Annotated in this window: 18 protein-coding genes and 1 tRNA gene; 12 read left to right on the forward strand and 7 right to left on the reverse strand. The window is 71.9% G+C overall.

From position 1 onward, the window contains the following. Positions 1–51 precede the first annotated feature (51 nt). From BLV76_RS08740 to BLV76_RS08765, 6 genes are all read left to right on the forward strand, one after another. On the forward strand, positions 52–2,253 hold the full coding sequence (locus BLV76_RS08740; RefSeq protein WP_090968776.1) for a DNA polymerase III subunit gamma and tau: 2,202 nt from the start codon (positions 52–54) through the stop codon (positions 2,251–2,253). Between the two features lie 17 nt (positions 2,254–2,270). Next, on the forward strand, positions 2,271–2,666 hold the full coding sequence (locus BLV76_RS08745) for a YbaB/EbfC family nucleoid-associated protein (RefSeq protein ID WP_090968777.1): 396 nt from the start codon (positions 2,271–2,273) through the stop codon (positions 2,664–2,666). A 9-nt stretch (positions 2,667–2,675) separates the two neighbouring features. Continuing rightward, positions 2,676–3,272, forward strand: a complete 597-nt coding sequence (recR, locus tag BLV76_RS08750; protein WP_090968778.1) for a recombination mediator RecR — start codon at positions 2,676–2,678, stop codon at positions 3,270–3,272. Next, entirely contained in the window at positions 3,269–3,856 is a 588-nt protein-coding gene (locus BLV76_RS08755; protein ID WP_090968779.1) for a DUF5063 domain-containing protein, read from the forward strand. Before recR ends, BLV76_RS08755 begins: the two co-directional genes overlap by 4 nt. Positions 3,857–3,997: 141 nt before the next feature. Next, positions 3,998–5,278: an aspartate kinase gene (locus BLV76_RS08760; RefSeq protein WP_090968780.1), complete on the forward strand. Its 1,281-nt coding sequence runs from the start codon at positions 3,998–4,000 to the stop codon at positions 5,276–5,278. Between the two features lies 1 nt (position 5,279). Next, the gene (locus BLV76_RS08765) at positions 5,280–6,320 is read left to right on the forward strand and encodes an aspartate-semialdehyde dehydrogenase (RefSeq protein ID WP_090968781.1); all 1,041 of its coding nucleotides are present in this window, start codon (positions 5,280–5,282) and stop codon (positions 6,318–6,320) included. A 104-nt stretch (positions 6,321–6,424) separates the two neighbouring features. On the opposite strand, the gene BLV76_RS08770 is transcribed toward BLV76_RS08765, so the two are convergent. Beyond that, the gene (locus tag BLV76_RS08770; protein WP_090968782.1) at positions 6,425–7,051 is read right to left on the reverse strand and encodes a hypothetical protein; all 627 of its coding nucleotides are present in this window, start codon (positions 7,049–7,051) and stop codon (positions 6,425–6,427) included. Positions 7,052–7,199: 148 nt separating this feature from the next. On the opposite strand from BLV76_RS08770, the gene BLV76_RS08775 reads away from it, so the two are divergent. The 4 genes from BLV76_RS08775 to BLV76_RS08790 all read left to right on the forward strand — a co-directional run bounded on the left by BLV76_RS08775 (position 7,200) and on the right by BLV76_RS08790 (position 14,703). Then, positions 7,200–11,858 carry a LamG-like jellyroll fold domain-containing protein gene (locus BLV76_RS08775; protein ID WP_217630296.1) on the forward strand — a complete coding sequence of 1,553 codons (4,659 nt, stop codon included), beginning with the start codon at positions 7,200–7,202 and terminating at the stop codon, positions 11,856–11,858. 294 nt (positions 11,859–12,152) lie between these two features. Further along, positions 12,153–13,046, forward strand: a complete 894-nt coding sequence (locus tag BLV76_RS08780; protein ID WP_090968783.1) for a DUF4397 domain-containing protein — start codon at positions 12,153–12,155, stop codon at positions 13,044–13,046. Beyond that, positions 13,043–13,747: a class F sortase gene (locus BLV76_RS08785; protein ID WP_090968784.1), complete on the forward strand. Its 705-nt coding sequence runs from the start codon at positions 13,043–13,045 to the stop codon at positions 13,745–13,747. The genes BLV76_RS08780 and BLV76_RS08785 overlap by 4 nt, the downstream gene beginning before the upstream one ends. Continuing rightward, positions 13,747–14,703 carry a hypothetical protein gene (locus tag BLV76_RS08790; RefSeq protein ID WP_090968785.1) on the forward strand — a complete coding sequence of 319 codons (957 nt, stop codon included), beginning with the start codon at positions 13,747–13,749 and terminating at the stop codon, positions 14,701–14,703. Before BLV76_RS08785 ends, BLV76_RS08790 begins: the two co-directional genes overlap by 1 nt. A gap of 68 nt (positions 14,704–14,771) precedes the next feature. Here BLV76_RS08790 and BLV76_RS08795 read toward each other — a convergent pair. The 3 genes from BLV76_RS08795 to BLV76_RS08805 form a co-directional block, all read right to left on the reverse strand. Further along, a tRNA-Pro gene (locus BLV76_RS08795) sits at positions 14,772–14,845 on the reverse strand. A gap of 100 nt (positions 14,846–14,945) precedes the next feature. Next, entirely contained in the window at positions 14,946–15,575 is a 630-nt protein-coding gene (locus BLV76_RS08800) for a dihydrofolate reductase family protein (protein ID WP_090968786.1), read from the reverse strand. 10 nt (positions 15,576–15,585) lie between these two features. Continuing rightward, entirely contained in the window at positions 15,586–16,521 is a 936-nt protein-coding gene (locus BLV76_RS08805) for a metallophosphoesterase (RefSeq protein WP_090968787.1), read from the reverse strand. Between the two features lie 25 nt (positions 16,522–16,546). On the opposite strand from BLV76_RS08805, the gene BLV76_RS08810 reads away from it, so the two are divergent. After that, positions 16,547–17,005: a GatB/YqeY domain-containing protein gene (locus BLV76_RS08810; RefSeq protein WP_090968788.1), complete on the forward strand. Its 459-nt coding sequence runs from the start codon at positions 16,547–16,549 to the stop codon at positions 17,003–17,005. On the opposite strand, the gene BLV76_RS08815 is transcribed toward BLV76_RS08810, so the two are convergent. Next, positions 17,002–19,353, reverse strand: a complete 2,352-nt coding sequence (locus tag BLV76_RS08815; RefSeq protein ID WP_175539613.1) for a penicillin-binding protein — start codon at positions 19,351–19,353, stop codon at positions 17,002–17,004. The two genes, BLV76_RS08810 and BLV76_RS08815, sit on opposite strands and share 4 nt — an antisense overlap. A 194-nt stretch (positions 19,354–19,547) precedes the next feature. On the opposite strand from BLV76_RS08815, the gene BLV76_RS08820 reads away from it, so the two are divergent. Next, positions 19,548–19,826, forward strand: a complete 279-nt coding sequence (locus BLV76_RS08820) for a WhiB family transcriptional regulator (RefSeq protein WP_090968790.1) — start codon at positions 19,548–19,550, stop codon at positions 19,824–19,826. A gap of 124 nt (positions 19,827–19,950) precedes the next feature. Here BLV76_RS08820 and bagB read toward each other — a convergent pair whose 3' ends face one another. Both bagB and bagA read right to left on the reverse strand, forming a co-directional pair. Next, positions 19,951–21,096, reverse strand: coding sequence for an ArsA family ATPase (gene bagB, locus BLV76_RS08825; RefSeq protein ID WP_090968791.1), 1,146 nt, complete (start codon positions 21,094–21,096; stop codon positions 19,951–19,953). Beyond that, positions 21,093–22,118 (reverse strand): ATPase BagA, encoded by a 1,026-nt coding sequence (gene bagA / locus BLV76_RS08830; protein WP_175539614.1) that lies wholly within the window; start codon positions 22,116–22,118, stop codon positions 21,093–21,095. The genes bagB and bagA overlap by 4 nt, the downstream gene beginning before the upstream one ends. Between the last annotated feature and the right edge of the window lie 117 nt (positions 22,119–22,235).

The raw sequence follows: 22,235 nt of genomic DNA on the forward strand, positions 1-22,235 counted from the left end.
CCGGGTCCCGGCCCGTGTGCAGTGTGGGTGGGCCCGGTTAGGGTTCACGACGTGGAGTCACCGCTCGCGCTCTATCGCCGCTACCGGCCCGAGACCTTCCAGGAGGTCATCGGGCAGGACCACGTGACCGAGCCGCTGCGCGCCGCCCTCGCGGCCAACCGGGTCAACCATGCCTACCTCTTCTCCGGCCCCCGCGGCTGCGGCAAGACGACGTCCGCGCGCATCCTCGCCCGGGCGCTCAACTGCGCGCAGGCGCCGATCTCCGACCCGTGCGGCGAGTGCGACAGCTGCCGCGACCTCGCGCGCGGCGGCCCCGGGTCGATCGACGTCATCGAGATCGACGCCGCGTCCCACGGTGGTGTCGACGACGCCCGCGACCTGCGCGAGAAGGCGTTCTTCGCGCCGGTGCGCGACCGCTACAAGGTCTACATCATCGACGAGGCGCACATGGTCACCACGCAGGGCTTCAACGCCCTGCTCAAGCTGGTCGAGGAGCCGCCGCCGCACCTGCGGTTCATCTTCGCCACGACCGAGCCCGACAAGGTGCTGCCGACCATCCGCTCGCGCACCCACCACTACCCCTTCCGGCTGATCCCGCCGCGCCTGCTGAGCGACTACCTCTCCCAGCTCGCCGGCGAGGAGGGCGTCGCCATCGAGCCGGCGGCGCTGCCCCTCGTCGTCCGAGCGGGCGCGGGGTCGGCGCGCGACACGCTGTCCGTCCTCGACCAGCTCCTCGGCGGCGCCGGTCCGGGCGGCGTGACCCACAAGCTGGCCTCCGACCTGCTCGGGTTCACCCCCGACTCGCTGCTCGACGAGGTGGTCGAGGCGTTCGCCACCCGCGACGGCGCTGCCGTCTTCTCGGTCGTCGACAAGGTCGTCGAGACCGGCCAGGACCCGCGCCGGTTCACCGAGGACCTGCTCCGCCGCCTGCGCGACCTGGTCATCGTCACCGCCGTCCCCGACGCCCCGGCCACCGGCCTCATCGACGTCGACGAGGCCGCCGGCGAGCGCCTGGTCGCCCAGGCCGCCCGGTTCGGCGCGATCGAGCTCAGCCGCGCCGCCGACATCGTGGCCGCGGGTCTCACCGAGATGCGCGGAGCCACCGCGCCCCGCCTGCTCCTCGAGCTGCTCTGCGCACGCGTGCTGCTGCCGGGTGCCGACCACACCTCCGACGGCGTGATGGCCCGCCTCGAGCGGCTCGAGCGCCGGATGGACGTGAGCGGCGCCCCGACCGGTGCCGCCCAGGCGCGTGCCGCGACCGCGCCCCCTGCCGCGGCTGCGCTGCCGACCGCCGCTCCCGCCGAGGCCCCGGCAGCCCCCGCACCCCAGGCCCCGCCCGTGGCGGCCCCGGCGGCTGCGCCGGGCCCCGCCGCGGCACCAGCGCCGGAGGCCACGCCCGTCCACGCCGACGAGCCGGCCCCGCCGCCTCCGATGCCGACCACGCCGAGCGTGCGCGACGACGGCCCGCCGCCTCCGCCGCCGATGCCCACGAGCGCGCCCGAGCCGCCGCCCACGGTCGCGGAGCCGGCCCCGGTGCCGTCCGTGCCGGCCGCTTCGGACGCTCCCGTCGCGGCGCAGCCCGCGGGGCCGCGCGGCGGCCTCAGCCTCGTCGACGTCCGACGCCTGTGGCCCGACATCCTCGAGCAGACCAAGAACCGTCGCCGCCTCGCGTGGATGGTGCTCTCCCAGCACGCCCACGTGGTCGACGTCGACGCGACCCGCCTCACCGTCGGCTTCGCCAACGCCGGGGCCCGCGACTCCTTCGTCAACGGCGGCTGCGACGAGATCCTGCGCCAGGCCGCGATCGACATCGTCGGCATGGACTGGCGCGTGGAGTCGATCGTCGACCCGAGCGGTGCCGCCGCCGAGCAGCCCGTCGTCAAGCAGGCCGCCACCGACCCCCGCACCTCGCCCGCCGCGCCGTCGGCCGACCCGGCGCCGCCGGGTCCGCCCGCCCAGGAGGCGCCCGACGCGCCGCCCTCGTGGGTGACCGGCGACGCGGCTGCCGCCGCCCCGCAGCCGGACGCGCCCGTCGAGCCGCAGCCGTCGGTCTCCGCGGCGCCGGCCCGCGAGGCGCTCGACGCCTTCCGCAACGGCGCCACCTCGACCGAGCCGGCCCAGCCGGTGCGCAACGCCGACGACGACGTGGACGCCGACGACGACCCCGACGCCGACTCCGGCGCCATCGACACCGAGGCCCTGCTCAGCCAGACGCTCGGCGCCAAGCTCATCGACGAGATCAAGAACGACTGACGACCAAGGACGATGCGATGACCCAGAACCCCTTCGACGCCCTCGGTGGCGGCTTCGACATGAACGCGCTGCTCCAGCAGGCGCAGCAGATGCAGCAGCAGCTCGAGGAGGCGCAGGCCAACCTCGCCAAGCAGACCGTCGACGGCACCGTCGCCGGCGGCGCGGTCACCGTCACCGCCAACGGCGTGGGCGAGCTGGTCGGCGTGACGATCCGCGCGGGCGAGTTCGACGGGAGCGACCCCGACGACCTGTCCGACCTCTCCGACCTGATCGTCGCCGCCTACCGCGACGCGCGCGCCAAGTCCGAGGCGCTTGCCGGCGACTCGCTCGGCCCGCTCACGGACGGCCTCGGCGGCGGCCTCGGCGGCGGCGAGGGCGGCGGCTTCGGCTTCAACCCGCCCAGCCTGGGCTGAGGGGCTTCGTTGTACGAGGGTGTCGTCCAGGACCTGATCGACGAGCTGGGCCGGCTGCCCGGCGTCGGTCCGAAGAGCGCCCAACGCATCGCCTTCCACCTGCTGCAGGCCGAGGCGGTCGACGTACGCCGCCTCGCCGACGTGCTCATCGAGGTCAAGGCCAGGGTGAAGTTCTGCTCGATCTGCTTCAACGTCAGCGAGGACGAGCAGTGCCGGATCTGCCGCGACGAGCGGCGTGACCCGAGCGTGCTGTGCGTCGTCGAGGAGTACAAGGACGTCGTCGCGATCGAGCGCACGCGCGAGTTCCGCGGGCGCTACCACGTGCTCGGCGGCGCCATCTCGCCGATCGACGGCATCGGCCCCGACCAGCTCCACGTCAAGGAGCTCATGCCGCGCCTGGCCGACGGCACGGTCACCGAGGTCATCCTCGCCACCGACCCCAACCTCGAGGGCGAGGCGACCGCGACGTATCTCACGCGCCTGCTGTCGCCGATGGGGTTGCGCGTGACCCGTCTGGCGAGTGGACTGCCTGTGGGCGGCGACCTGGAGTACGCCGACGAGGTGACGCTCGGACGAGCGTTCGCCGGAAGGAGATCAGCGCAATGACCGGGACGGACGAGAAGGTGTTCGGCGAGCAGATCGCCGACTCCGTGGAGAGCTTCCTGCTCGCCCTGCGCGCGATCGCGCGCGAGGGCAACGGCGCCCAGGCGGTCTCCCTGCTGCTGCTCGAGATCAGCCAGGTGCTGCTCGCCGGCGCGCGGCTCGGCGCGCAGAACGACTTCACCCCGCGCGAGGAGTTCCAGCCCGACGTCGGGCCCGAGGCCGACATCGACGAGCTGCGGCTGCGGCTCGCCGACATGCTCGGTGGCGTCGACGCGTACACCTTCGTCTTCGACCCCTACGTCCCCGAGGTCGTCGAGAGCCGGCTGTCCGACGACATGGCCTCGATCGCGATCGACCTCGAGAACGGCCTGCGCCACTTCCGCGCCGGCAACGTCGCCGAGGCGCTGTGGTGGTGGCAGTTCTCCTACGTCAACAGCTGGGGCAACCTCGCCGGCGCGGCGCTCAACGCGCTGCTGACCGTCGTGGCCCACGACCGCTTCAACACCGACTTCGACGCCGACGCCGAGGCGCTGGCCGTCGCCGACGAGATCCTCGGCAGCGACCCGACCGAGGTCACCACGCGGTAGTCGCCCGGCGGGGATGAGATGGCCCTCACCCGCTGGTCCGCGCGCCGTAGAATCTTCGGTGGCCCGCCGGCAAGGGCGCCGGAGGGCACGTCAGACGTTCGCGGCCGCTGACGGCCGCACCCCGACCGCAGAGGTTCAACCGTGGGCATTGTCGTGCAGAAGTACGGCGGCTCCTCGCTCGCCGACGCCGACGCCATCAAGCGCGTCGCGCGGCGGATCGTGGAGGTCAAGAAGTCCGGCCACGACGTCGTCGTCGCCGTGTCCGCCATGGGCGACACCACCGACGACCTGCTCGACCTGGCCGCCGCCGTGACGCCGCTGCCCCCCGCCCGTGAGCTCGACATGCTGCAGTCCGCCGGCGAGCGGATCTCGATGGCGCTCGTCGCGATGGCCATCAACGACCTCGGCTTCACGGCCCGCTCGTTCACCGGCTCGCAGGCCGGCGTCATCACCGACGCGCAGCACGGCAAGGCCAAGATCATCGACGTCACGCCCGGCCGGGTCACCCAGGCCATCGGCGAGGGCCACATCGTGATCGTCGCGGGCTTCCAGGGCGTCAGCCAGACCACCAAGGAGATCACCACCCTCGGTCGTGGCGGCTCCGACACGACCGCGGTGGCTCTCGCCGCGGCGCTCGACGCCGACGTGTGCGAGATCTACACCGACGTCGACGGGGTCTTCACCGCCGACCCGCGCATCGTGCCCAACGCCCGCAAGCTCGACAAGGTCTCCTACGAGGAGATGCTCGAGCTCGCCGCGTGCGGCGCCAAGATCCTGCACCTGCGGTGCGTGGAGTACGGCCGTCGCTACGACATCCCGATCCACGTCCGTTCGTCGTTCAGCCAGCTCGAGGGCACCTGGGTCAGCAACGACCCGAAGCCCGGTCAGGAAGAGACCACCATGGAACAGCCCATCATCGCGGGTGTCGCCCACGACCGCAGCGAGGCCAAGATCACCGTCGTCGGCGTGCCCGACAAGGTCGGCGAGGCCGCCCGCATCTTCGAGGCCCTGGCCGACGCCCAGATCAACCTCGACATGATCGTGCAGAACATCTCGGCCGCGGCGACCAGCCTGACCGACATCTCGTTCACGCTGCCGCGCACCGACGGCCAGACCGCCATGACCGCGCTCGCGCGGATCCAGGGCGAGGTCGGCTACGACAAGCTGCTCTACGACGACAAGATCGGCAAGGTCTCGCTGATCGGCGCCGGCATGCGCTCGCACCCCGGCATCACCTCGAAGTTCTTCGGCGCGCTCGCCTCGGCGGGCGTCAACATCGGGATGATCTCCACCTCGGAGATCCGCATCTCCGTCGTGGTCGACGAGGCGTCGGTCGACGACGCGGTCCGCGCGACGCACACGGCGTTCGACCTGGACGCCGACGAGGTCGAGGCCGTCGTCTACGGCGGGACGGGACGCTGACATGGTGAACATCGGCATCGTCGGCGCGACCGGCCAGGTCGGCGTCGCCATGCGCCAGATCCTGCTCGAGCGGGAGTTCCCGGCCGACCAGGTCCGCTTCTTCGCCTCGTCCCGCTCGGCCGGCACGGTGCTGCCCTTCGGCGACCGCGAGATCACCGTCGAGGACGCCGAGACCGCCGACCCGACCGGGCTCGACATCGCGCTGTTCTCCGCCGGCGCCACCACCTCGCGCCACCTGGCGCCGAGGTTCGTCGAGGCCGGCGTGATCGTCGTCGACAACTCCTCGGCCTTCCGCAAGGACCCGTCGATCCCGCTGGTCGTCTCCGAGGTCAACCCCGACGCGGTGGCGTCGGTGATCGAGGCCGGGCGCGGCATCATCGCCAACCCCAACTGCACGACCATGGCCGCGATGCCCGTGCTGAAGCCCCTCCACGAGGAGGCCGGCCTGACCCGGCTGGTCGTCTCGACCTACCAGGCCGTCTCCGGCTCGGGCGTCGCCGGCGTCGACGAGCTCGCGGGCGGCGTGGCCCAGGCGGGCGACAAGGCCCGCGAGCTGGCCTACGACGGGGAGGCGATCGCCTTCCCCGAGCCGGTGAAGTACGTCGAGACCATCGCCTACAACGTCCTCCCGATGGCCGGCTCGGTCGTCGACGACGGCCTCAACGAGACCGACGAGGAGCAGAAGCTCCGCCACGAGTCGCGCAAGATCCTCGACATCCCCGACCTGCTGGTCTCGGGCATCTGCGTGCGCGTCCCGGTCTTCACCGGCCACTCGCTCGCGATCAACGCGGAGTTCGAGCGGTCGATGACCCCCGAGCGTGCCCGCGAGATCCTCGCGACCGCCGCCGGCGTCGAGCTCGACGAGGTGCCGACCCCGCTGAAGGCGGCCGGCAAGGACCCGTCCTACGTCGGGCGCCTCCGCAAGGACGAGGGCGTCCCGGACGACCGCGGCCTCGCGCTCTTCGTCAGCAACGACAACCTCCGCAAGGGCGCGGCCCTCAACACGGTCCAGATCGCCGAGCTGATCGCCGCCGCCCGCTGAGCGGGGTCGCCCGGCTCTCGTGATCCCCGGCTGACCGGGGATCGCTCCACTTGTCGGCCCTTGCAAGGCCTGACAAGTTCAGTGAGTGACGGACAACGGTCCCGTCACCGGACGTCGTGCGACTCCACGACCGGCTCCGTGACCTCCGAGTCGGCGACGGCATGGGTGAGCAGCCAGGAGCCGGCGTAGGACGCTGCGGCGAGGACGGGCACGGCGACGACCGCCCACCAGGTGTCGAGCGAGCCGAGCAGGAAGACCATCACCAGCACGGCCAGTACGCCGACCGCGAGCAGGCTGGTCGACCCGGCATCGACGACCCGGAGCGTGCGCAGCAGCAGGGTGCCTGCCCACGCGAGGATCGCCACCACCGCGACCAGCACGGGGAAGCCGATCGCGCCACCGCACGAGGTCGTGCCCCGGGCCGCGTCGCAGCCGACGCCGGCCAGCCAGGCGAGCGCGACGGCGAGCAGGCCGACCACGAGCCCGGTCACGACCGCCGCGACCAGGCCCGACACCGCCGGCAGCTCGCGACGGACGCGGGGGGTGACGGGCTCGGGCTCGGGATCGGGCTGGACGACGGTCCGTGTCTCCGGGACCGACGGCTCGGCGACCGGCGTGTCGACAGGCTCGGTCACGGCCTCGTCGGCCGGCTCGGGAGCATCCTTCTTCCGCCGCCGGAGCGAGAAGGACGGCATCTCGAGCGAGGACCGCTCGTCGGGGTCGGGAGCCATGCCCGCAGTCTGCCACCGCCGGGAATTCACGTTTCTGGACGCAGTTCTTGACTCTGTGTGACCTACGTCACTACGTTCGGCTCAATCTCGAGGACGCAGACCGCACCCGTCGCCCGCCGAGCTCACCACCGAGCCAAGGGAATCGAAGATGAGTCTGCTCCACAGGTCCTCCCTGCGTCGCGTCGCGACGCGCTTCGTGGCGGTGACCGCGTCCCTCGGGGTCGCGATCCCGCTGGCGGCGCTCGCCGCCACGACGGTCGCCACCCCGGCGTCCGCCGCCCCCGGCGACGACGACGTGCTGCGCGTGCTGCTCTTCAGCAGCGGCGACGGCGTGCACGGCTCCGTCGCCAACACCCGCGCCGCCGTGCGCGAGATGGCCAACGCGCTGGCCGTGCAGTACGGCCTGGACAACAACGGCCAGAGCGCGGCGGTCGCCGACATCCAGGAGACGACGGACGCCAGCGTCTTCACGACGGCCAACCTCGCCAGCAAGGACCTGCTCGTCTTCGCCCACACCGCCGGCGTCCTCTTCAACACCTCCCAGCGCACAGCGCTCGAGTCCTACATCCGTGGGGGCGGCGGCTTCGTCGGCATCCACTACACGGCGTGGTCGCCGGACCAGACCGAGCACGACGTGAACCCCTTCTACCGGCGCCTCGTCGGCGCGGCCGCCACCGGCCACCCCGAGCCGGCCGGCGGCCAGCGCGGCACGGTGAACCTCGGTGCCGCGAGCCCGCTGACGGCCGGCATGCCGGCCTCGCTGTCCTACACCGACGAGTGGTACGAGTGGGACGTCAACCCGACGCAGAACGTGCGCACGCTCGTCTCCGTCGACGAGTCGTCGTACGCCGCCGGTGCGCGCGTCGGTGAGGAGGGCACCTCGCACCCGGTCACGTGGTGCCAGAAGATCGACTCCGGCCGGTCGTGGTACTCCTCGCTGGGCCACCACGCCTCGGCGTGGACGGCGGCCAACGACGGCGGGAACGCGAACGACAACGACGCCGACGACTTCATCCGCCAGCAGCTCCGCAACGGCATGGCCTACTCGGCCGGCCTCCTCGCGGCCGACTGCTCCCCGCCGGTCAAGGACCAGCAGGGCGAGATGAGCCCGGTCACCCCGTGGCCGCTGGTGCCGATCAACGCCGCGCTGACGGCGGACGGCAAGGTCCAGTCCTTCGGCTCGGTCACCTCCGGGTGCACGGACGGCAACCCCTACGACTACAGCGGCAACGACTGCGTGACCCAGGGCGGCCAGACCGAGATCGACGTGTGGGACCCCGCGATCCCGCGCACCCTCGCCAACCTCGTCTCGGGCATCGTCCCGAACGCGACCTACACCGACCTCTTCTGCTCCATGCAGGTCCAGGTGCCGCACCGGCGCGCGACCTTCACGGTCGGCGGTGACGACAACCTCGGCGGCAACGCCCCCAATGACGCCGCCATCGGCGTGACGAGCTGGACGACCAACCAGGGCCTGCGCAACGAGGCCCCGATGAACATCCCCCGCTGGTACCCGACCGGTACGACGATGCCCGACGGCTCGGTCGTCGTGCAGGGCGGCTCGCTGCGCGGCGGTCCCGGCGGCCCGGGCGTCCAGACGCCGGAGATCTACACGCCCAACGCGGGCAGCTCGTGGAAGCTGCTCACCGGCGCGACCAGCGCGCAGGCGTACGGCGACGGTGCGGGCGCCCCGCAGGACGAGAACCGCTGGTGGTACCCGCGGGCCTTCGTGGCGCCGACCAACGGCAACCTGTTCAACATCACGGGCACGCAGATGTACGAGCTGGACCCGTCGGCCAACAGCGGCACCGGCTCGATCACGATGCGGGGCACGCTCGGCACCGGGACCGGCAACCAGGGCGCGCTCGGCAACCCCGTGGGCGCGACCTCGACGGCCACGATGTACCGACCCGGCAAGATCCTGCAGGTCGGTGGCGGCTGGTGGGCCAACGGCGGTGGTCCGGCCGGTGCCCGCGCCGGCTTCACGGTCGACATCACCGGTGGCACGGCCAACCCGGTCGTGACCGCCACGCAGCCGATGAAGTACGGCCGGCACTGGGCGTCCTCGGTCGTCATGCCGGACGGCAACGTCATGGTCACCGGCGGCTCGCGCGACAACAACGGCCAGGCCGGCTTCGTCACCAACGCCGAGATCTGGAACCCCGACAACGGCCAGTGGACCGAGGTCAAGGTCCCCTACGAGCACGCCCGGCTCTACCACTCGGTCAACCTGCTCCTGCCCGACGGCAGGATCATGATCGGCGGCGGCGGCGCTCCCGGCCCGCACAGCTACACCGACGTCGAGTACTACTCCCCGGCGTACCTCTTCGACGGCAACTCCCCGGCGCCGCGTCCGGTGGTCACCAACGCGCCGAGGAGGATCGGTTACGGCGGTACCTTCGGCGTGACGTCGAGCAGCACCGTCCAGCGGGTCACGCTGGTGCGCAACGGCTCGGTGACGCACGGCTTCAACAACGACCAGAACTTCCAGGACCTCGCCTTCACGCAGTCCGGGAGCACGGTCACCATCACCTCGCCGAGCAACGGCAACTACGCGCCTCCCGGTGCCTACATGGTGTTCGTGTGGAGCGGCGGCACGCCCTCGGTCGCGAACATCGTGCAGATCGACCCCGCGGTGACGACGGACGCCCCGGCGCCGAAGGTGGTCGACCAGTTCGAGTACCCGAGGATCCCGGCCGACTTCCGGACCGGCACCCCGCCCACCACCGTCGACGTGGCCCCCGGCAACGGCCGGATGGCACCGTGGGAGGTGACCAGCCAGGTCCAGCTGATCCGTTCGAACGCGGCGAGCAACGGTGGGCTCGGCTCGACCGGCTACCACCTCGCGCTCACCAACGCCGGCAGCATCACGCGCACCCTCAAGGGCCTCGACGTCGGTCGCACCTACCGCGTCTCCCTGAGGTACGCCCGTGACAGTAGGTCGGCAGGCACGGCGAGCGCCACGGGGACGGTCAGCATCGCCAACCTCAACGCCCCCCTGACGGCGGGGACGGCCCTGTCCTCGCAGACCGCCTTCGGCACCTACGTCGGCACCTTCACCGCCAGTGCACGGCAGCACGCGCTGACGATCGCCGGCGGCGGCAGCGGCAACAACCTGGTGGTCGACGACCTCGTGGTGGTCGGCGCCCAGTCCGGCACGGCCGAGCCGGCCGTCAGCTACCAGTTCGACGAGGGCAGCGGCACGACGTCGGCCAGCTCCGGGTCCGACGTCACGGCCGGACGCGCGGTCCTCACCGGCACGACAGGCTGGAGCACCACCGGCATCACCGGTGGTTCGGTCGATCTCGCCGGCGGCAGCAACGCCAACGCCGTGGACCTCCCGGACAACCTGCTGCAGAACGAGGCGAGCTTCTCGACCTCGATGTGGGTGCGCCCGGACACGAAGGGCAACTGGATCAACCTGCTCCACATCGGCGACGGCGTCGCCGGGGCGGGTGGCTTCTTCCAGATCCAGATGCAGACCCAGATCAACGGCAGCACGGGTCTGGCGGCGACCTTCAAGAAGAAGAGCAGCGCGCTGGAGGAGCGGATCTACGCGACGCCGACGAAGGACGTCGTCGCCGGCCAGTGGAACCACGTCGCCTTCACCCGCCAGGGCACGACCGGCTCGCTCTTCCTCAACGGCGTCAAGATCGCGACCCGGTCCGACCTGACCATCTCGATGGCCGACGTCGGTCCCACGGCCGACAACTGGGTGGGTCGCAACGGCTTCCCCGACCCGGCCTTCGACGGGCTCGTCGACGACGTGCGCATGTGGACCTCGACGCTGTCGGACTCCGACGTCGCGGGCCTGTACGCCGACGGCAGCGCGCTCGCCACGACCACGACCGTCAGCACGTCGCCGGCGTCCCCGTCGGCGTACAACGCCCCGGTCGCGGTGTCGGCGACGGTCAAGGACGCCACCAACGCCAACCCGACGGGTGTCGCCGAGCTCTGGATCGACGGCGCACGCGAAGGGGCGCAGCGCACCGTGACCAACGGAGCGGTCTCGTTCCCCGCGGTCACGATGTCCCCGCGTGCCCACAGCGTCCAGGTGCGGTTCGTCGCCGGCGGCGGGTGGAAGGACTCGAGCGGCACGGTCACCCACACGGTGAGCCGGCCGCCGGTGAACACGGTCGTGCCGATCCGCTACCGGTTCGACGAGAACACCGGGACGAGCGCCGCCAACACGGGCACCACCACCTCGGTCGGAGCGGGCACGCTCCAGGGCAGTGCCGGATGGGTCGGGACGGCGAAGTACAACGCCGGCCTCAACCTCCCGGGCGCCGGTCACGTGAACCTGCCGAACAACCTCACGGCAGGCATGACCACCGAGCTCACCGTCTCCACGTGGATCCGCCCGACGGCCCTGCCGAGCTGGACCTCGCACCTCCAGATCGGCAAGGACACCAGCGAGTTCCTGCTGCTGCAGTCGAGGACGGAGAACGGCACCCGCGGGTTCGGGGTCACGATGCGGCGCGACAACGGCGAGCAGTACCGGATCCAGCTGGACGGCACGACCGACCTGCCGCTCAACCAGTGGACGCACGTGGTCGTCACCCTCGGTCCGTCGCCGACCGGCGGCGGCACCACGGGGAAGGTCTACTTCAACGGCGTGCTCCAGGCGGGCGGGACGAGGAACAACATCCCGGTCAGCATCGGTGACATCGGGGACGGCGGCACGACCGCCAACTTCGTCGGCAACGGCAGCTGGAACGACCCGCGCCCGACCGAGCAGGTCGACGACCTGCGGATCTACCCCTACGAGCTGACCCAGGCGGAGGTGTCGAGCATCTTCACCGGCTGAGCCCCCCAGAAGGAAACACCAGAAGGAACCCCCCAGAGGAACGCACAGGGGCCGGAGCCACCCACGTGGACCCGGCCCCTGTGCCATGTCCCGCTCCGAGTCCCGACCGGTGCGCCGGCTCGCGTGCGGTCTAGTCCGATCCGGGCCCCGGGGACACGTGACGTGCACGCCAGGGCACGCACCGGCAACAAATCGGGCCGTCGCGGTGACGTGCCAATCCGGGCCGTTCGACGGGGCGAACGACCCGCGAACCGAACCCGCGCGACGGGACGCGCCCGACATGCAGGAGCACTCATGAAGACACTGACGTGGATCTCACTCGTGGGATCACTGGCGATCACGGGCGCCACCTCCGTCGTCTCCGCTGCGCACGCCGAGCAGCAGGACACGACCCGACTCACGGTCGTCCAGGCCGTCCCCGGCCAGACGCTGGACGTGGACCTCGACGGGCGTCCGATCTCCACCGACTCCGCCACCGGCGCGATCGTCGGCCCCCTCGACGTCGATGCCGGACAGCACGACGTGACCTTCAGCGACGCCTCGGGCGAGGTCGTGGTCCGGACGTCGGTCGACCTCACCTCGGGTGCCGCGCAGGACCTCGTCGTCCACCTGCCCGCGCAGGTGGACGGTGCGCCCCTCGCCACCCTCTACACGACGCCGACCACGCCGATCGGCGTCGACAAGGCGCGGGTGCTCATCGCCCACACGGCGTCGGTCGCACCGGCCGACGTACGACTCGACGGCACGGTGGTGTTCACCAACATCGCCAACGGCGAGTTCGCCACGGCCGACGTCGCGCAGGGTGACCACGTCGCCGAGCTGCTGCCGTCGGGCCTCACCTCGCGGCCGATCCTGGGCCCCCTCGACGTCAGCCTCTCGCCGGCGACCGCGACCATGGTCTACGCCGTCGGCAACACCGGGTCCGGGTCGATGCAGGCCATCACCCACTCGATCCCGCTCACCTCCAACGGCACGATGCCGCCGGCCTCGATCGAGGCCGGCAGCGCCGGCCTGGCCGCCGGGATCCACGTCACGCCGTTCTCGTCCACCGAGGCGGCTGCTCCGGCAGCCGACGCCGGTGTGGCGTGGCGACCGCTCGGCGGCGCAGCGATGGTGACCCTCCTCGGGATGGCGTTCGTCGCTGCCGGCCGCACGCGCCGGCGGATCACGGTGGACTCCTCGCGGTGAGCACGCACGTGCCGCGGCACGCGTCGAGGCGTCCGACCGGTCGGAGGGTGGCGGTCGGGTTCCTCGCCGTGGCAACGGTCCTCGGCGCGGTGCTCGCGCTCCGGCCGATGGCACCCGAGGACCGCGCGGTGGCGTCCGACGTCTCCGCCACCGTGGCACCCGGGGCCGCGCCGGCCAGCGCGGCGTCGTCGGCGGCTCCCGCCGCCATCGGACGTCGTACCGGCTCGGTGGCCCCGGAACCGCCGACCCGAGCGGTGCTGCCCAGCGGCGTCGACGTGCCGATCGTCGCGGTGTCCACGGACGACGACGGGATGCTCGAGGTGCCCGGGGACATCACCACCGCCGGGTGGTGGCGAGGCGGATCGCGACTCGGCGACCCGTTCGGCTCGACGCTGGTCTCCGCGCACGTCGACTCCACGACCCAGGGCCTCGGCCCCTATGCCGAGCTGCTCTCGGTCCGGGCCGGCCAGCGCATCGAGCTGCAGTCGGCGCACCTGAGCCAGGACTACGTCGTGAGCTCGCTGCGGCTGCTCGACAAGGGCCCGCTGCTGGACCACCCCTGGGTCTACTCGGCCACCGGTCCGCACCGGCTCGTCATGGTGACGTGCGCCGGTCCCTTCGTCCCCGCGAAGGGCGGCTACCAGCGCCTCGCGGTGGTCACGGCGACCGCCGTGGGCGAGCCCGCGCGGAAGAAGCCGTGATGGCGGACGACGACCTGCCGCACCGGGGCGGGAAGCCCCTTCCCGACGGCTTCGGCCCGCTCGAGCCGATCTGGGGCACGGGCGGCCCGGCCCCGACCCGCGATCCCGACGCGCCCCGCCCGCGGAGCCGGCTGACCTCGTCCGCCCTCAGGCGCAATGCGCCGGACGTGGCCGTCACCGTCGCGCCCGCACCCGCGCGGCCTGTGGCGGGTGACGCCGCGCCGGTGCCCGAGGTCGCGACCCCCGTCCGACCCGGGCCGAGGCGTCGTACGGCCGTGGTCGGCGCCGTCCTGGGCGCCCTGCTCGTCGGCTCCGCGGCGACGGCGCTTCTGTGGCCCGACGGGCAGGAGGGCGGGTCGGCGGTGGCGGTCGAGAGCGCCGCGCGCCCTCCCGCCCCGACGAGCGAGCTCGCCCCGCCCGTGGCCCTGGCGCCCGACAACGAGCACGTCGAGACCGACGTGCTCGCGGACGGCAGCCTGCAGGTCACGCACTGGATCTCGACGACCGAGCCCGTGCGACAGGTCGCCCTCAGGGTGCCGAGGAGCCCCGGGCTCGAGGACGCGGCCCTGGCGGTCGATGACGTGGTCGTCGGCTCCGACGGCGTCCGCCTCGACGTCGACGTGGCTCCGGGAGCCCCCGCGCGCGCGATCGACCCCACCCGGACGCTCTACGTCCGGTACGTCCTCCCCGGTGCCGTCGACCTCACCGGCTCGGCCACGGGCCGTGGACTCGCGACCGTCACCGCGCTCGACGTCGGGCTCGGCGGCGCGACCCTGGCGCGGACGCAGGTGTTCGCGTCCGACGACGTGCTGACCCTCGCCTGCCTGGGCCGGGGCGCCCGGGCCGTTCCCGAGCTGTGCGGGACCCGTGTGGGCGACACGTGGGAGGTCATCTCGCCGGCCGACGACCGCCCGGTCACCGTGATCGCCCAGCTCGACCTCACGCCCGGCCGCTGAGGCCGGGTCAGGGGCAGGCAGGAAATGAGCGACGGACCCACGCACTGCGTGGGTCCGTCACTCATCTGTCGGGCTGACAGGATTTGAACCTGCGGCCTCCTCGTCCCGAACGAGGCGCGCTACCAAGCTGCGCCACAGCCCGCCGCCCGGGGTCGAGATCGGAACTCGAGATCGATCCGGGCAACGCGGGCGAGCATACCGGAGCGGTCAGGGCCTCCCGAAATCGACCCGGCGGCTGGACCTCAGCCGCGTGGGCGGCGGCTCAGGCTGAGGTGGACGACGCCGCTCGGTGCGACGACGGACTCGATGTGGAAGCGCTCCTCGAGGCCCTCGAGGCCGTCCCAGAGCCGCACGCCGCGGCCGAGGACGATCGGGACGACGGGGACGTGGAGGTGGTCGACGAGGTCCTCGGCCACGAAGGCGCGGACGGTGGTCGCGCCGCCGCCGATGCGGACGTCGAGGTCGCCCGCCGCCTCCCGCGCGAGGGCGAGCGCGTCGACGGGGCTGGCGTCGACGAAGTGGAACGTCGTGCCGCCCTCCATCTCCATCGACGGCCTCGCCGTGTGGGTGAGGACGTAGGTCGGGGTGTGGAACGGCGGGTCCTCGCCCCACCAGCCGCGCCAGTCGGGGTCGTCCTGCCAGCCGGGCGGGCCGAACTTGTGGGCGCCCATGATCTCGGCACCGAAGCCGACGTCGTACTGGGCGCCGTAGAGCTTGTCGAGACCGTCGGGCGCGTCGTCGCGCCAGCTGTCGAAGCGCCACTGGTGCAGCTTCATCCCGGCGTGGCCGAAGGGGCTCTCGAGCGACTGCGGCTCGCCGGTGCCGAAGCCGTCGAGGGAGATGGCGAAGTTGGTGACGCGGACACGTGGCACGGGCGGTCCTTCAGTCGTGGGGGACGAGGGTCATGAGGGTCGCCTCGGGGCGGCAGGCCACCCGGAGCCGGACGTAGGGGTTGGTGCCGAGGCCTGCGGACACGTGCAACCAGGTGGAGCCGTCGTCGCCCGGCACCGAGTCGGCGGGGTGGCGGTGCAGTCCCTTCGCGCGGGCGGGCTCGAGGTCGCAGTTGGTGGTCAGCGAGCGGCCCCGCCCGTCGAGGGTGGGCAGGCAGACCTGCCCGCCGTGGGTGTGGCCGGCGATGATCGCGTCGTAGCCGTCGGCGGCGAACTGGTCGAGGACCCTCAGGTACGGCGCGTGGGTGACCGCGAGCCTGACGTCGGCCTGCGGGTCGGCCGGGCCGGCGACACGGGCGAGGTCGTCGTACTGCAGGTGCGGGTCGTCGACGCCGGCGAACGCGATCCGGGTGCCCCCGACCTCGAGCGACCCGAAGCCGTTGGTGAGGTCCTGCCAGCCCGCGTCGTCGAACCGCTGCTTGAGCTCGGGCCACGGCAGCTGGGGGACGTTGGTCTTGCGCTTGCCGGTGTCGGGCAGCAGGTAGGCGAACGGGTTGCGCAGGCCGGGGGAGTAGTAGTCGTTGGAGCCGAGGACGTAGACGCCCGGCACGTCGAGCAGGCCGCCGAGGGAGTCGGCGACCACGGGGACCGAGCCCATGTGCGCGAGGTTGTCGCCGGTGTTGACGACCAGGTCGGGCTCGAGCGAGGCCAGCGCGCGCAGCCACTCCTGCTTCGCCCGCTGGTCGGGGGTCATGTGGATGTCGCTGAGGTGGAGCACCTTCATCGGCGCGACCCCCGGAGCCAGCAGCGGGACCGTCACGTGACGGAGGGTGTACTGCCGCGCCTCCCAGGCGGCGTACGACGCCAGGCTGGCTCCGGCGACTGCGCCGAGCGTGGCGGCGCGGCGCAGCAGCGGGAGGAAAGCCATTCGCCAAGGCTGCCACAATGGACCCATGAGTGCCCTGAAGGACCGTCTCCGCGCCGACCTCACCACCGCCATGAAGGCGCGTGACGAGCTGCGCTCCTCGACGCTGCGAATGGTGCTGACCGCCATCACCAACGCCGAGGTCGCCGGCAAGGAGGCCCGCGAGCTCTCCGACGACGACGTCCTCGGCGTGCTGACCTCCGAGGCCAAGCGCCGCCGCGAGGCCGCGACCGCGTTCACCGAGGGTGGCCGGGCCGAGATGGCCGCCAAGGAGGCCGCCGAGGGCGAGGTCATCGCGGAGTACCTCCCGACCCCGCTCACCGAGGTCGAGATCAGCGAGCTGGTCACCGCCGCCATCGCCCAGACCGGTGCGGCCGACGAGGGCATGCGCGCGATGGGCAAGGTGATGGGCGTCGTGACGCCCCAGGTCAGGGGTCGCGCCGACGGCGGCGTGGTCGCCGCCGAGGTGCGCAAGCAGCTGGGCTAGCCCCGACCCTTGCCCCCGCGGCCCTTGCCCTTGCCCTTCCCGCCCTTGCTGGGCGGGACGTAGCCGGTCGAGGTGTAGTAGGTGACGGTGTCACCGCTGCTGAGCTGGGTGCCGACCTCGGGCGACGTGGAGGCGACCAGGCCGGCCTCGGTCGTCGAGTTCACCTGGCCGCCGTCGGCCGCCGTGAAGCCGGCCGCCTGGATCTGGGCGGTGGCGTCCTCGGGCGACAGGCCGGTCACGTCGGGGACGGTCGTCAGCACGCCGGCGATCTCGTCGCCGGCCGGTGACTGGAAGTTCTCGTAGGGGAGCTTGGCCGAGATGGCGGCCATCGCGTCACCCCAGACCGGTCCGGCGAAGCCGGAGCCGGAGGCCGAGTAGATGTACTGGCCGCCGATGGTCTGGCCCTCCAGCTCGAGCCACTGGCCCTCCCCGTTGGCGCCGGCGATCATCGCGGCGGCGGCGAGCTTCGGCGTGTAGCCGACGAACCAGACGGACCGGCCGTCGTTGGTCGTGCCGGTCTTGCCGGCCGACGGCTTGTCGATCTGGAGCGCCGAGCCGAAGCCGCCCTCCATGACCCCGCGCAGGATGTCGTTGACGGCATCGGCGGTCGCGCCCGGCATGACCTGCTCGCAGGTCGAGGGGAAGTCCTTGAGGGTGTTGCCGGAGGAGTCGAGCACCTGGGTGACCGGCCGCGGGTCGCAGTGCAGGCCGCGCGCCGCGAAGGTGGCGTAGGCCTGGGCCATCGTCAGCGGGTCGACGTCCGAGACGCCGAGGATCCAGGACGGCACCTGCTGCGCGGGCGGCACGTCGACGCCCATCGCCTTGGCCAGCTCGAGGGGCTCGCACATGCCGGTGCGGGTCTCGAGCTGGGCGAAGAAGGTGTTCACCGAGTTCTGCGTGCCGGAGTAGAGGTTGTAGGTGCCGTAGCCGGTGGAGTTCTGCGGGTCCCAGCCCTTGCCGTCGCCGGCGTAGGGCCCGTCGCAGGTCTCGAAGTCGGAGTCGTCGAAGTGCATGGTCTGCGGTGCGTTGATGCTCGTGCTGAGCGGGATGCCCTGGTTGATGGCGGAGGCGAGCACGAACGCCTTGAACGTCGACCCGGCCTGGAAGCCGTTGGCGTCGCCGTAGGCCTTCGGCACGACGTAGTTGAGGTAGGTCTGGCCCGCGGCCTTGTCCTTGCCCATCGGGCGCGACTGCGCGAGCGCGCGGACGTCGCCGGTGCCGGGCTCGACCATCGCCAGGCCGCCGATGGCCTGGTCGGTGGGGAAGACGTGGGACGAGACCGAGTCGTCGGCGGCCTTCTGCATGTCGAGGTCGACCGTGGTGTGGATCTGGAGGCCGCCGTTCTTCAGCGTGCGCTCGCGCTCCTTGGGCGTGTCGCCGAGGACCGGGTCCTTCATCAGCCAGTTGACGACGTAGTCGCAGAAGAAGGGCGCCCGCGACTGCTGGCAGCCGTTGGGGGCGACCTCGACGTCGAGCGTCTTGCCGATCGGCCTCTTCTTCAGCCGCTCGGCCTTCTTCTCGGTCATCACGTTGAGCTGCGCGAGGCGGTCGAGCACGACGTTGCGGCGGCTCTCGGCCCGCTCGGGGTTGTCGAGCGGGTCGTAGCCGACCGGGTTCTTCACCAGGCCCGCCAGGGTGGCCGACTCGAGGAGGTTGAGGTCCTTGGCGTTCTTGGAGAAGAAGTGGCGCGCGGCGGACTGGACGCCGAAGGCGCCGTCGCCGAAGTAGGCGATGTTGAGGTAGCGCTCGAGGATCCAGTCCTTGGTGTGGTTCTTCTCGAAGGCGATGGCGTAGCGGAGCTCGCGGATCTTGCGCGCGTAGGTCTCCTCGGTGGCCGCCGCCTTCTCCTCGGGCGTCTCGGCCTGGTAGAGCAGCGTCTGCTTCACCATCTGCTGGGTGATCGACGACCCGCCCTGGACGGCGCCGCCGTTGGCCTGGTTGGTGATGAAGGCGCGGAGCGTGCCCTTGAGGTCGAGGGCGCCGTGGTCGTAGAAGCGGTAGTCCTCGATCGCGACGATCGCCTTCACCATCGGCCGCGAGATCGACGTGAGCGGGACGTTGATCCGGTTCTGGTCGTAGAGCGAGGCGATCGGGTTGCCGTTGACGTCGTAGATCGTGGTCTTCTGCGACAGGTCCTTGGCCTCCAGCGACTCCGGGAGGTTGACCATCCCCTGGCTGACGTCCTTGGCGGCCACGCCGGCCAGGCCCGCGAACGGGATGGCGAGGCACGCGGTGAGGACGCCCATGACCACCGCGACCGCCGCCATGACGGCGACGTGCGAGGCGACACGGCCGGCGCCCAGGCGTCGGCCCGAGCCCTTCGGAGGACGCGGCGAGGGGGAAGACATGGGCCCTAGGGTACGTGGGAACCGCATAGCACCCGGAATTCCACCTGCGCAGACGAATAGTCACATCGGACTACTCGAATTGAGCCACCTGGCCCTGCCGACGCTGCTACGGAACGGTTTTACTTTCCGTATCGAGCAAGGACAGCCGCTATGGGGGCGGCCGACCGGCTCGCACACACCGTGGGGATCTGACTATGTGGGTCGAGGACTGGGCATCAAGGGCAGCATGCAAGGGCGAGACGCCGGACGCGCTGTTCGTTCGTGGCGCTGAGCAGAACAAGGCGAAGGCCGTGTGCGCGGGTTGCCCCGTGCGCACCGAGTGCCTCGCCGAGGCGCTGGACAACCAGATCGAGTGGGGCGTCTGGGGCGGGATGACCGAGCGTGAGCGCCGTGCGCTGCTCCGTCGCCGCCCGGGCTCGTCGTGGCGCTCCATCCTGGAGACCGCCCGCACCAAGGTCGAGGTCTCGGTCTGAGACGCGCAGCGGCGAGCGAGGAACTCGCTCGCCGCGTGGGCGCGGCCAGATCGAGCAAGACCCGCGGCTGAGGAACGAAGGCGCGACGGTCGCGTCGAGATCCCGCGTGGAGGCACAGACCCGATCAGGCCTGCTGGGCCAGGCTGTCGCCGATCGCGCGCAGGCCGTCGAGGTCGTGCACGTCGCCCGCCATGGCCGGCACGACCGCCGTCGGCACCTGCGGGTGCGACGCGGCGAACCGCTCACGCAGGTGCTGCTCGCGCTCGATGATGCGGACCCGGTCCGCGTGGAGCCGGAGCAGGCCGGCCGTCAGCGACGAGGAGTCGGACGCCTCGAGCGTGTCGGCCGCCGCGATCGCGGCCTCCGCTGACAACTCGGTGCGGGCCGACGGGCTCGCCCGGTTGACCACCAGTCCCGCCAGGGGCATGGCGTCGTCGGTCAGCCGGTCCACGAAGTACGCCGCCTCTCGCAGCGCGTCGGGCTCCGGTGCCGCGACGACGACGAACGCCGTCTGGTCGGTCTGCAGCAGTGCGAACGTCTTGTCCGCGCGCTGGCGGAAGCTGCCGAACAGGGTGTCGAGCGCCGCGACGAAGGTCTGCACGTCGCGCAGCATCTGCCCGCCGAGGATCTTGGTGAGCGCACCGGTGATCACCGAGAACCCGGCGGTCATCAGCCGGGCCGGGCCCTTGGCGGGCACGAGCAGCAGCCGGATCAGCCGGCCGTCGAGGAAGCCCGAGAGCCGCTCCGGCGCGTCGAGGAAGTCCAGCGCCGAGCGCGAGGGCGGCGTGTCGACGACGATCAGGTCGTAGGTGCCCTCGGCCTGCGCCTGACGGTGGAGCTGGCCGAGCTTCTCCATCGCCATGTACTCCTGCGTGCCGGAGAACGAGGTCGACAGCGCGACGTAGAACGGGTTCTCCAGGATCTGCTTCGCCTTCTCCGGGCTGGCCTGGCCCTCGACCACCTCGTCGAAGGTGCGCTTCATGTCGAGCATCATCGCGTCGAGCGAGCCGCCCGACCGGCCGCGCCGGGGGCGTACGCCGGCCACCGGCCGCGGCGTGTTGTCGAGCTGCTCGATGCCCATCGCCTGGGCCAGCCGCCGGGCCGGGTCGATGGTGAGCACCACGACCTTGCGCCCGCGCTCGGCCGCGCGCAGCGCGAGCGCCGCCGACGTGGTGGTCTTGCCGACGCCGCCCGAGCCGCAGCACACGATGATGCCCGTGCCGGGGTCGTCGACCAGCGCGTCGACGTCGAGGACGGGGGTGAGTCTCATGCCAGGCCCTGCTTCCGGAGCAGCTGGGCGAGCTCGACGAGCGCGCCCCGGTCGATGCCGCCCGCGATGCGCGGCAGCTCGTAGGTGGGCACGCCCTCCTCGGCGACCAGCGCGCGCTGCTGGTCCTCGAGCAGGCGGCGCACGGCGTGGTCACGGCCCTCCTGGAGCAGCGACTCCACCAGGCCGGCGTCGACGTCGACCTTGGCGCGCGTGAGGTCCGAGGCGACGGCCGCCTGGTCGACCTGCTCGTCGCGCACCTGCGCGAGGGCGGCGTCACCCAGGTCGCGCGGCCGGACCAGGTTGACCACGACCCCGCCGACGGGGAGGCCGGCCGACCTCAGCTCGGCGATGCCGTCGGAGGTCTCCTGGACCGGCATCTCCTCGAGGATCGTCACGAGGTGGACGGCAGTGCGGGGCGAGCGCAGCAGCTCCATGATGTTGTCGGCCTGGTTCTTGATCGGACCGACCCTGGCCAGCCCGGCCAGCTCGGAGTTCACGCCGAGGAACTGCGAGATCCGTCCGGTCGGGGGTGCGTCCAGCACCACCGCGTCGTAGGTGATCTGCTCCTTGCGCCGCCCGGCGCGCGGGCGCTGAACGGCCTCGTAGACCTTGCCCGTGAGGAGCACGTCGCGGACACCGGGAGCGATGGTCGTGGCGAAGTCGATGACGCCGAAGCGGTCGAGGGCCTTCCCGGCGCGACCGAGCTTGTAGTACATCGCGAGGTACTCCAGCAGCGCCGACTCCGGGTCGATGTGCAGCGCGTGCACCTGGCCGGCGCGGCCGCCGGCGTCGGGTGCGCCCTTGGCGATGCGGCGCTCCTCGTAGGGCAGCGGGTCGACGTCGAACATCCGGGCGATGCCCTGGCGGCCCTCGACCTCGCAGAGCAGCACGTTGCGCCCCGACGAGGCGAGGGCCAGTGCGAGCGCCGCGGCCACCGTCGACTTCCCGGTGCCGCCCTTGCCGGTGACGACGTGGAGGCGCACCTGTCCCCAGTCGCCGGACCGGTCGCGAGGGGGAGGCACGAGCCGAGCCTAGCGAGCGTGGTCACGCGGCGATCCACGGCTTCTCATGCGACTTAAGCACCTTATTCCTTTGCATACGACGACTTTTGCTTGACGGACACGCAAAAGCCTGCCAGC

Origin of the sequence: Nocardioides exalbidus, from assembly GCF_900105585.1 — a bacterium.
Taxonomy (GTDB): domain Bacteria; phylum Actinomycetota; class Actinomycetes; order Propionibacteriales; family Nocardioidaceae; genus Nocardioides; species Nocardioides exalbidus.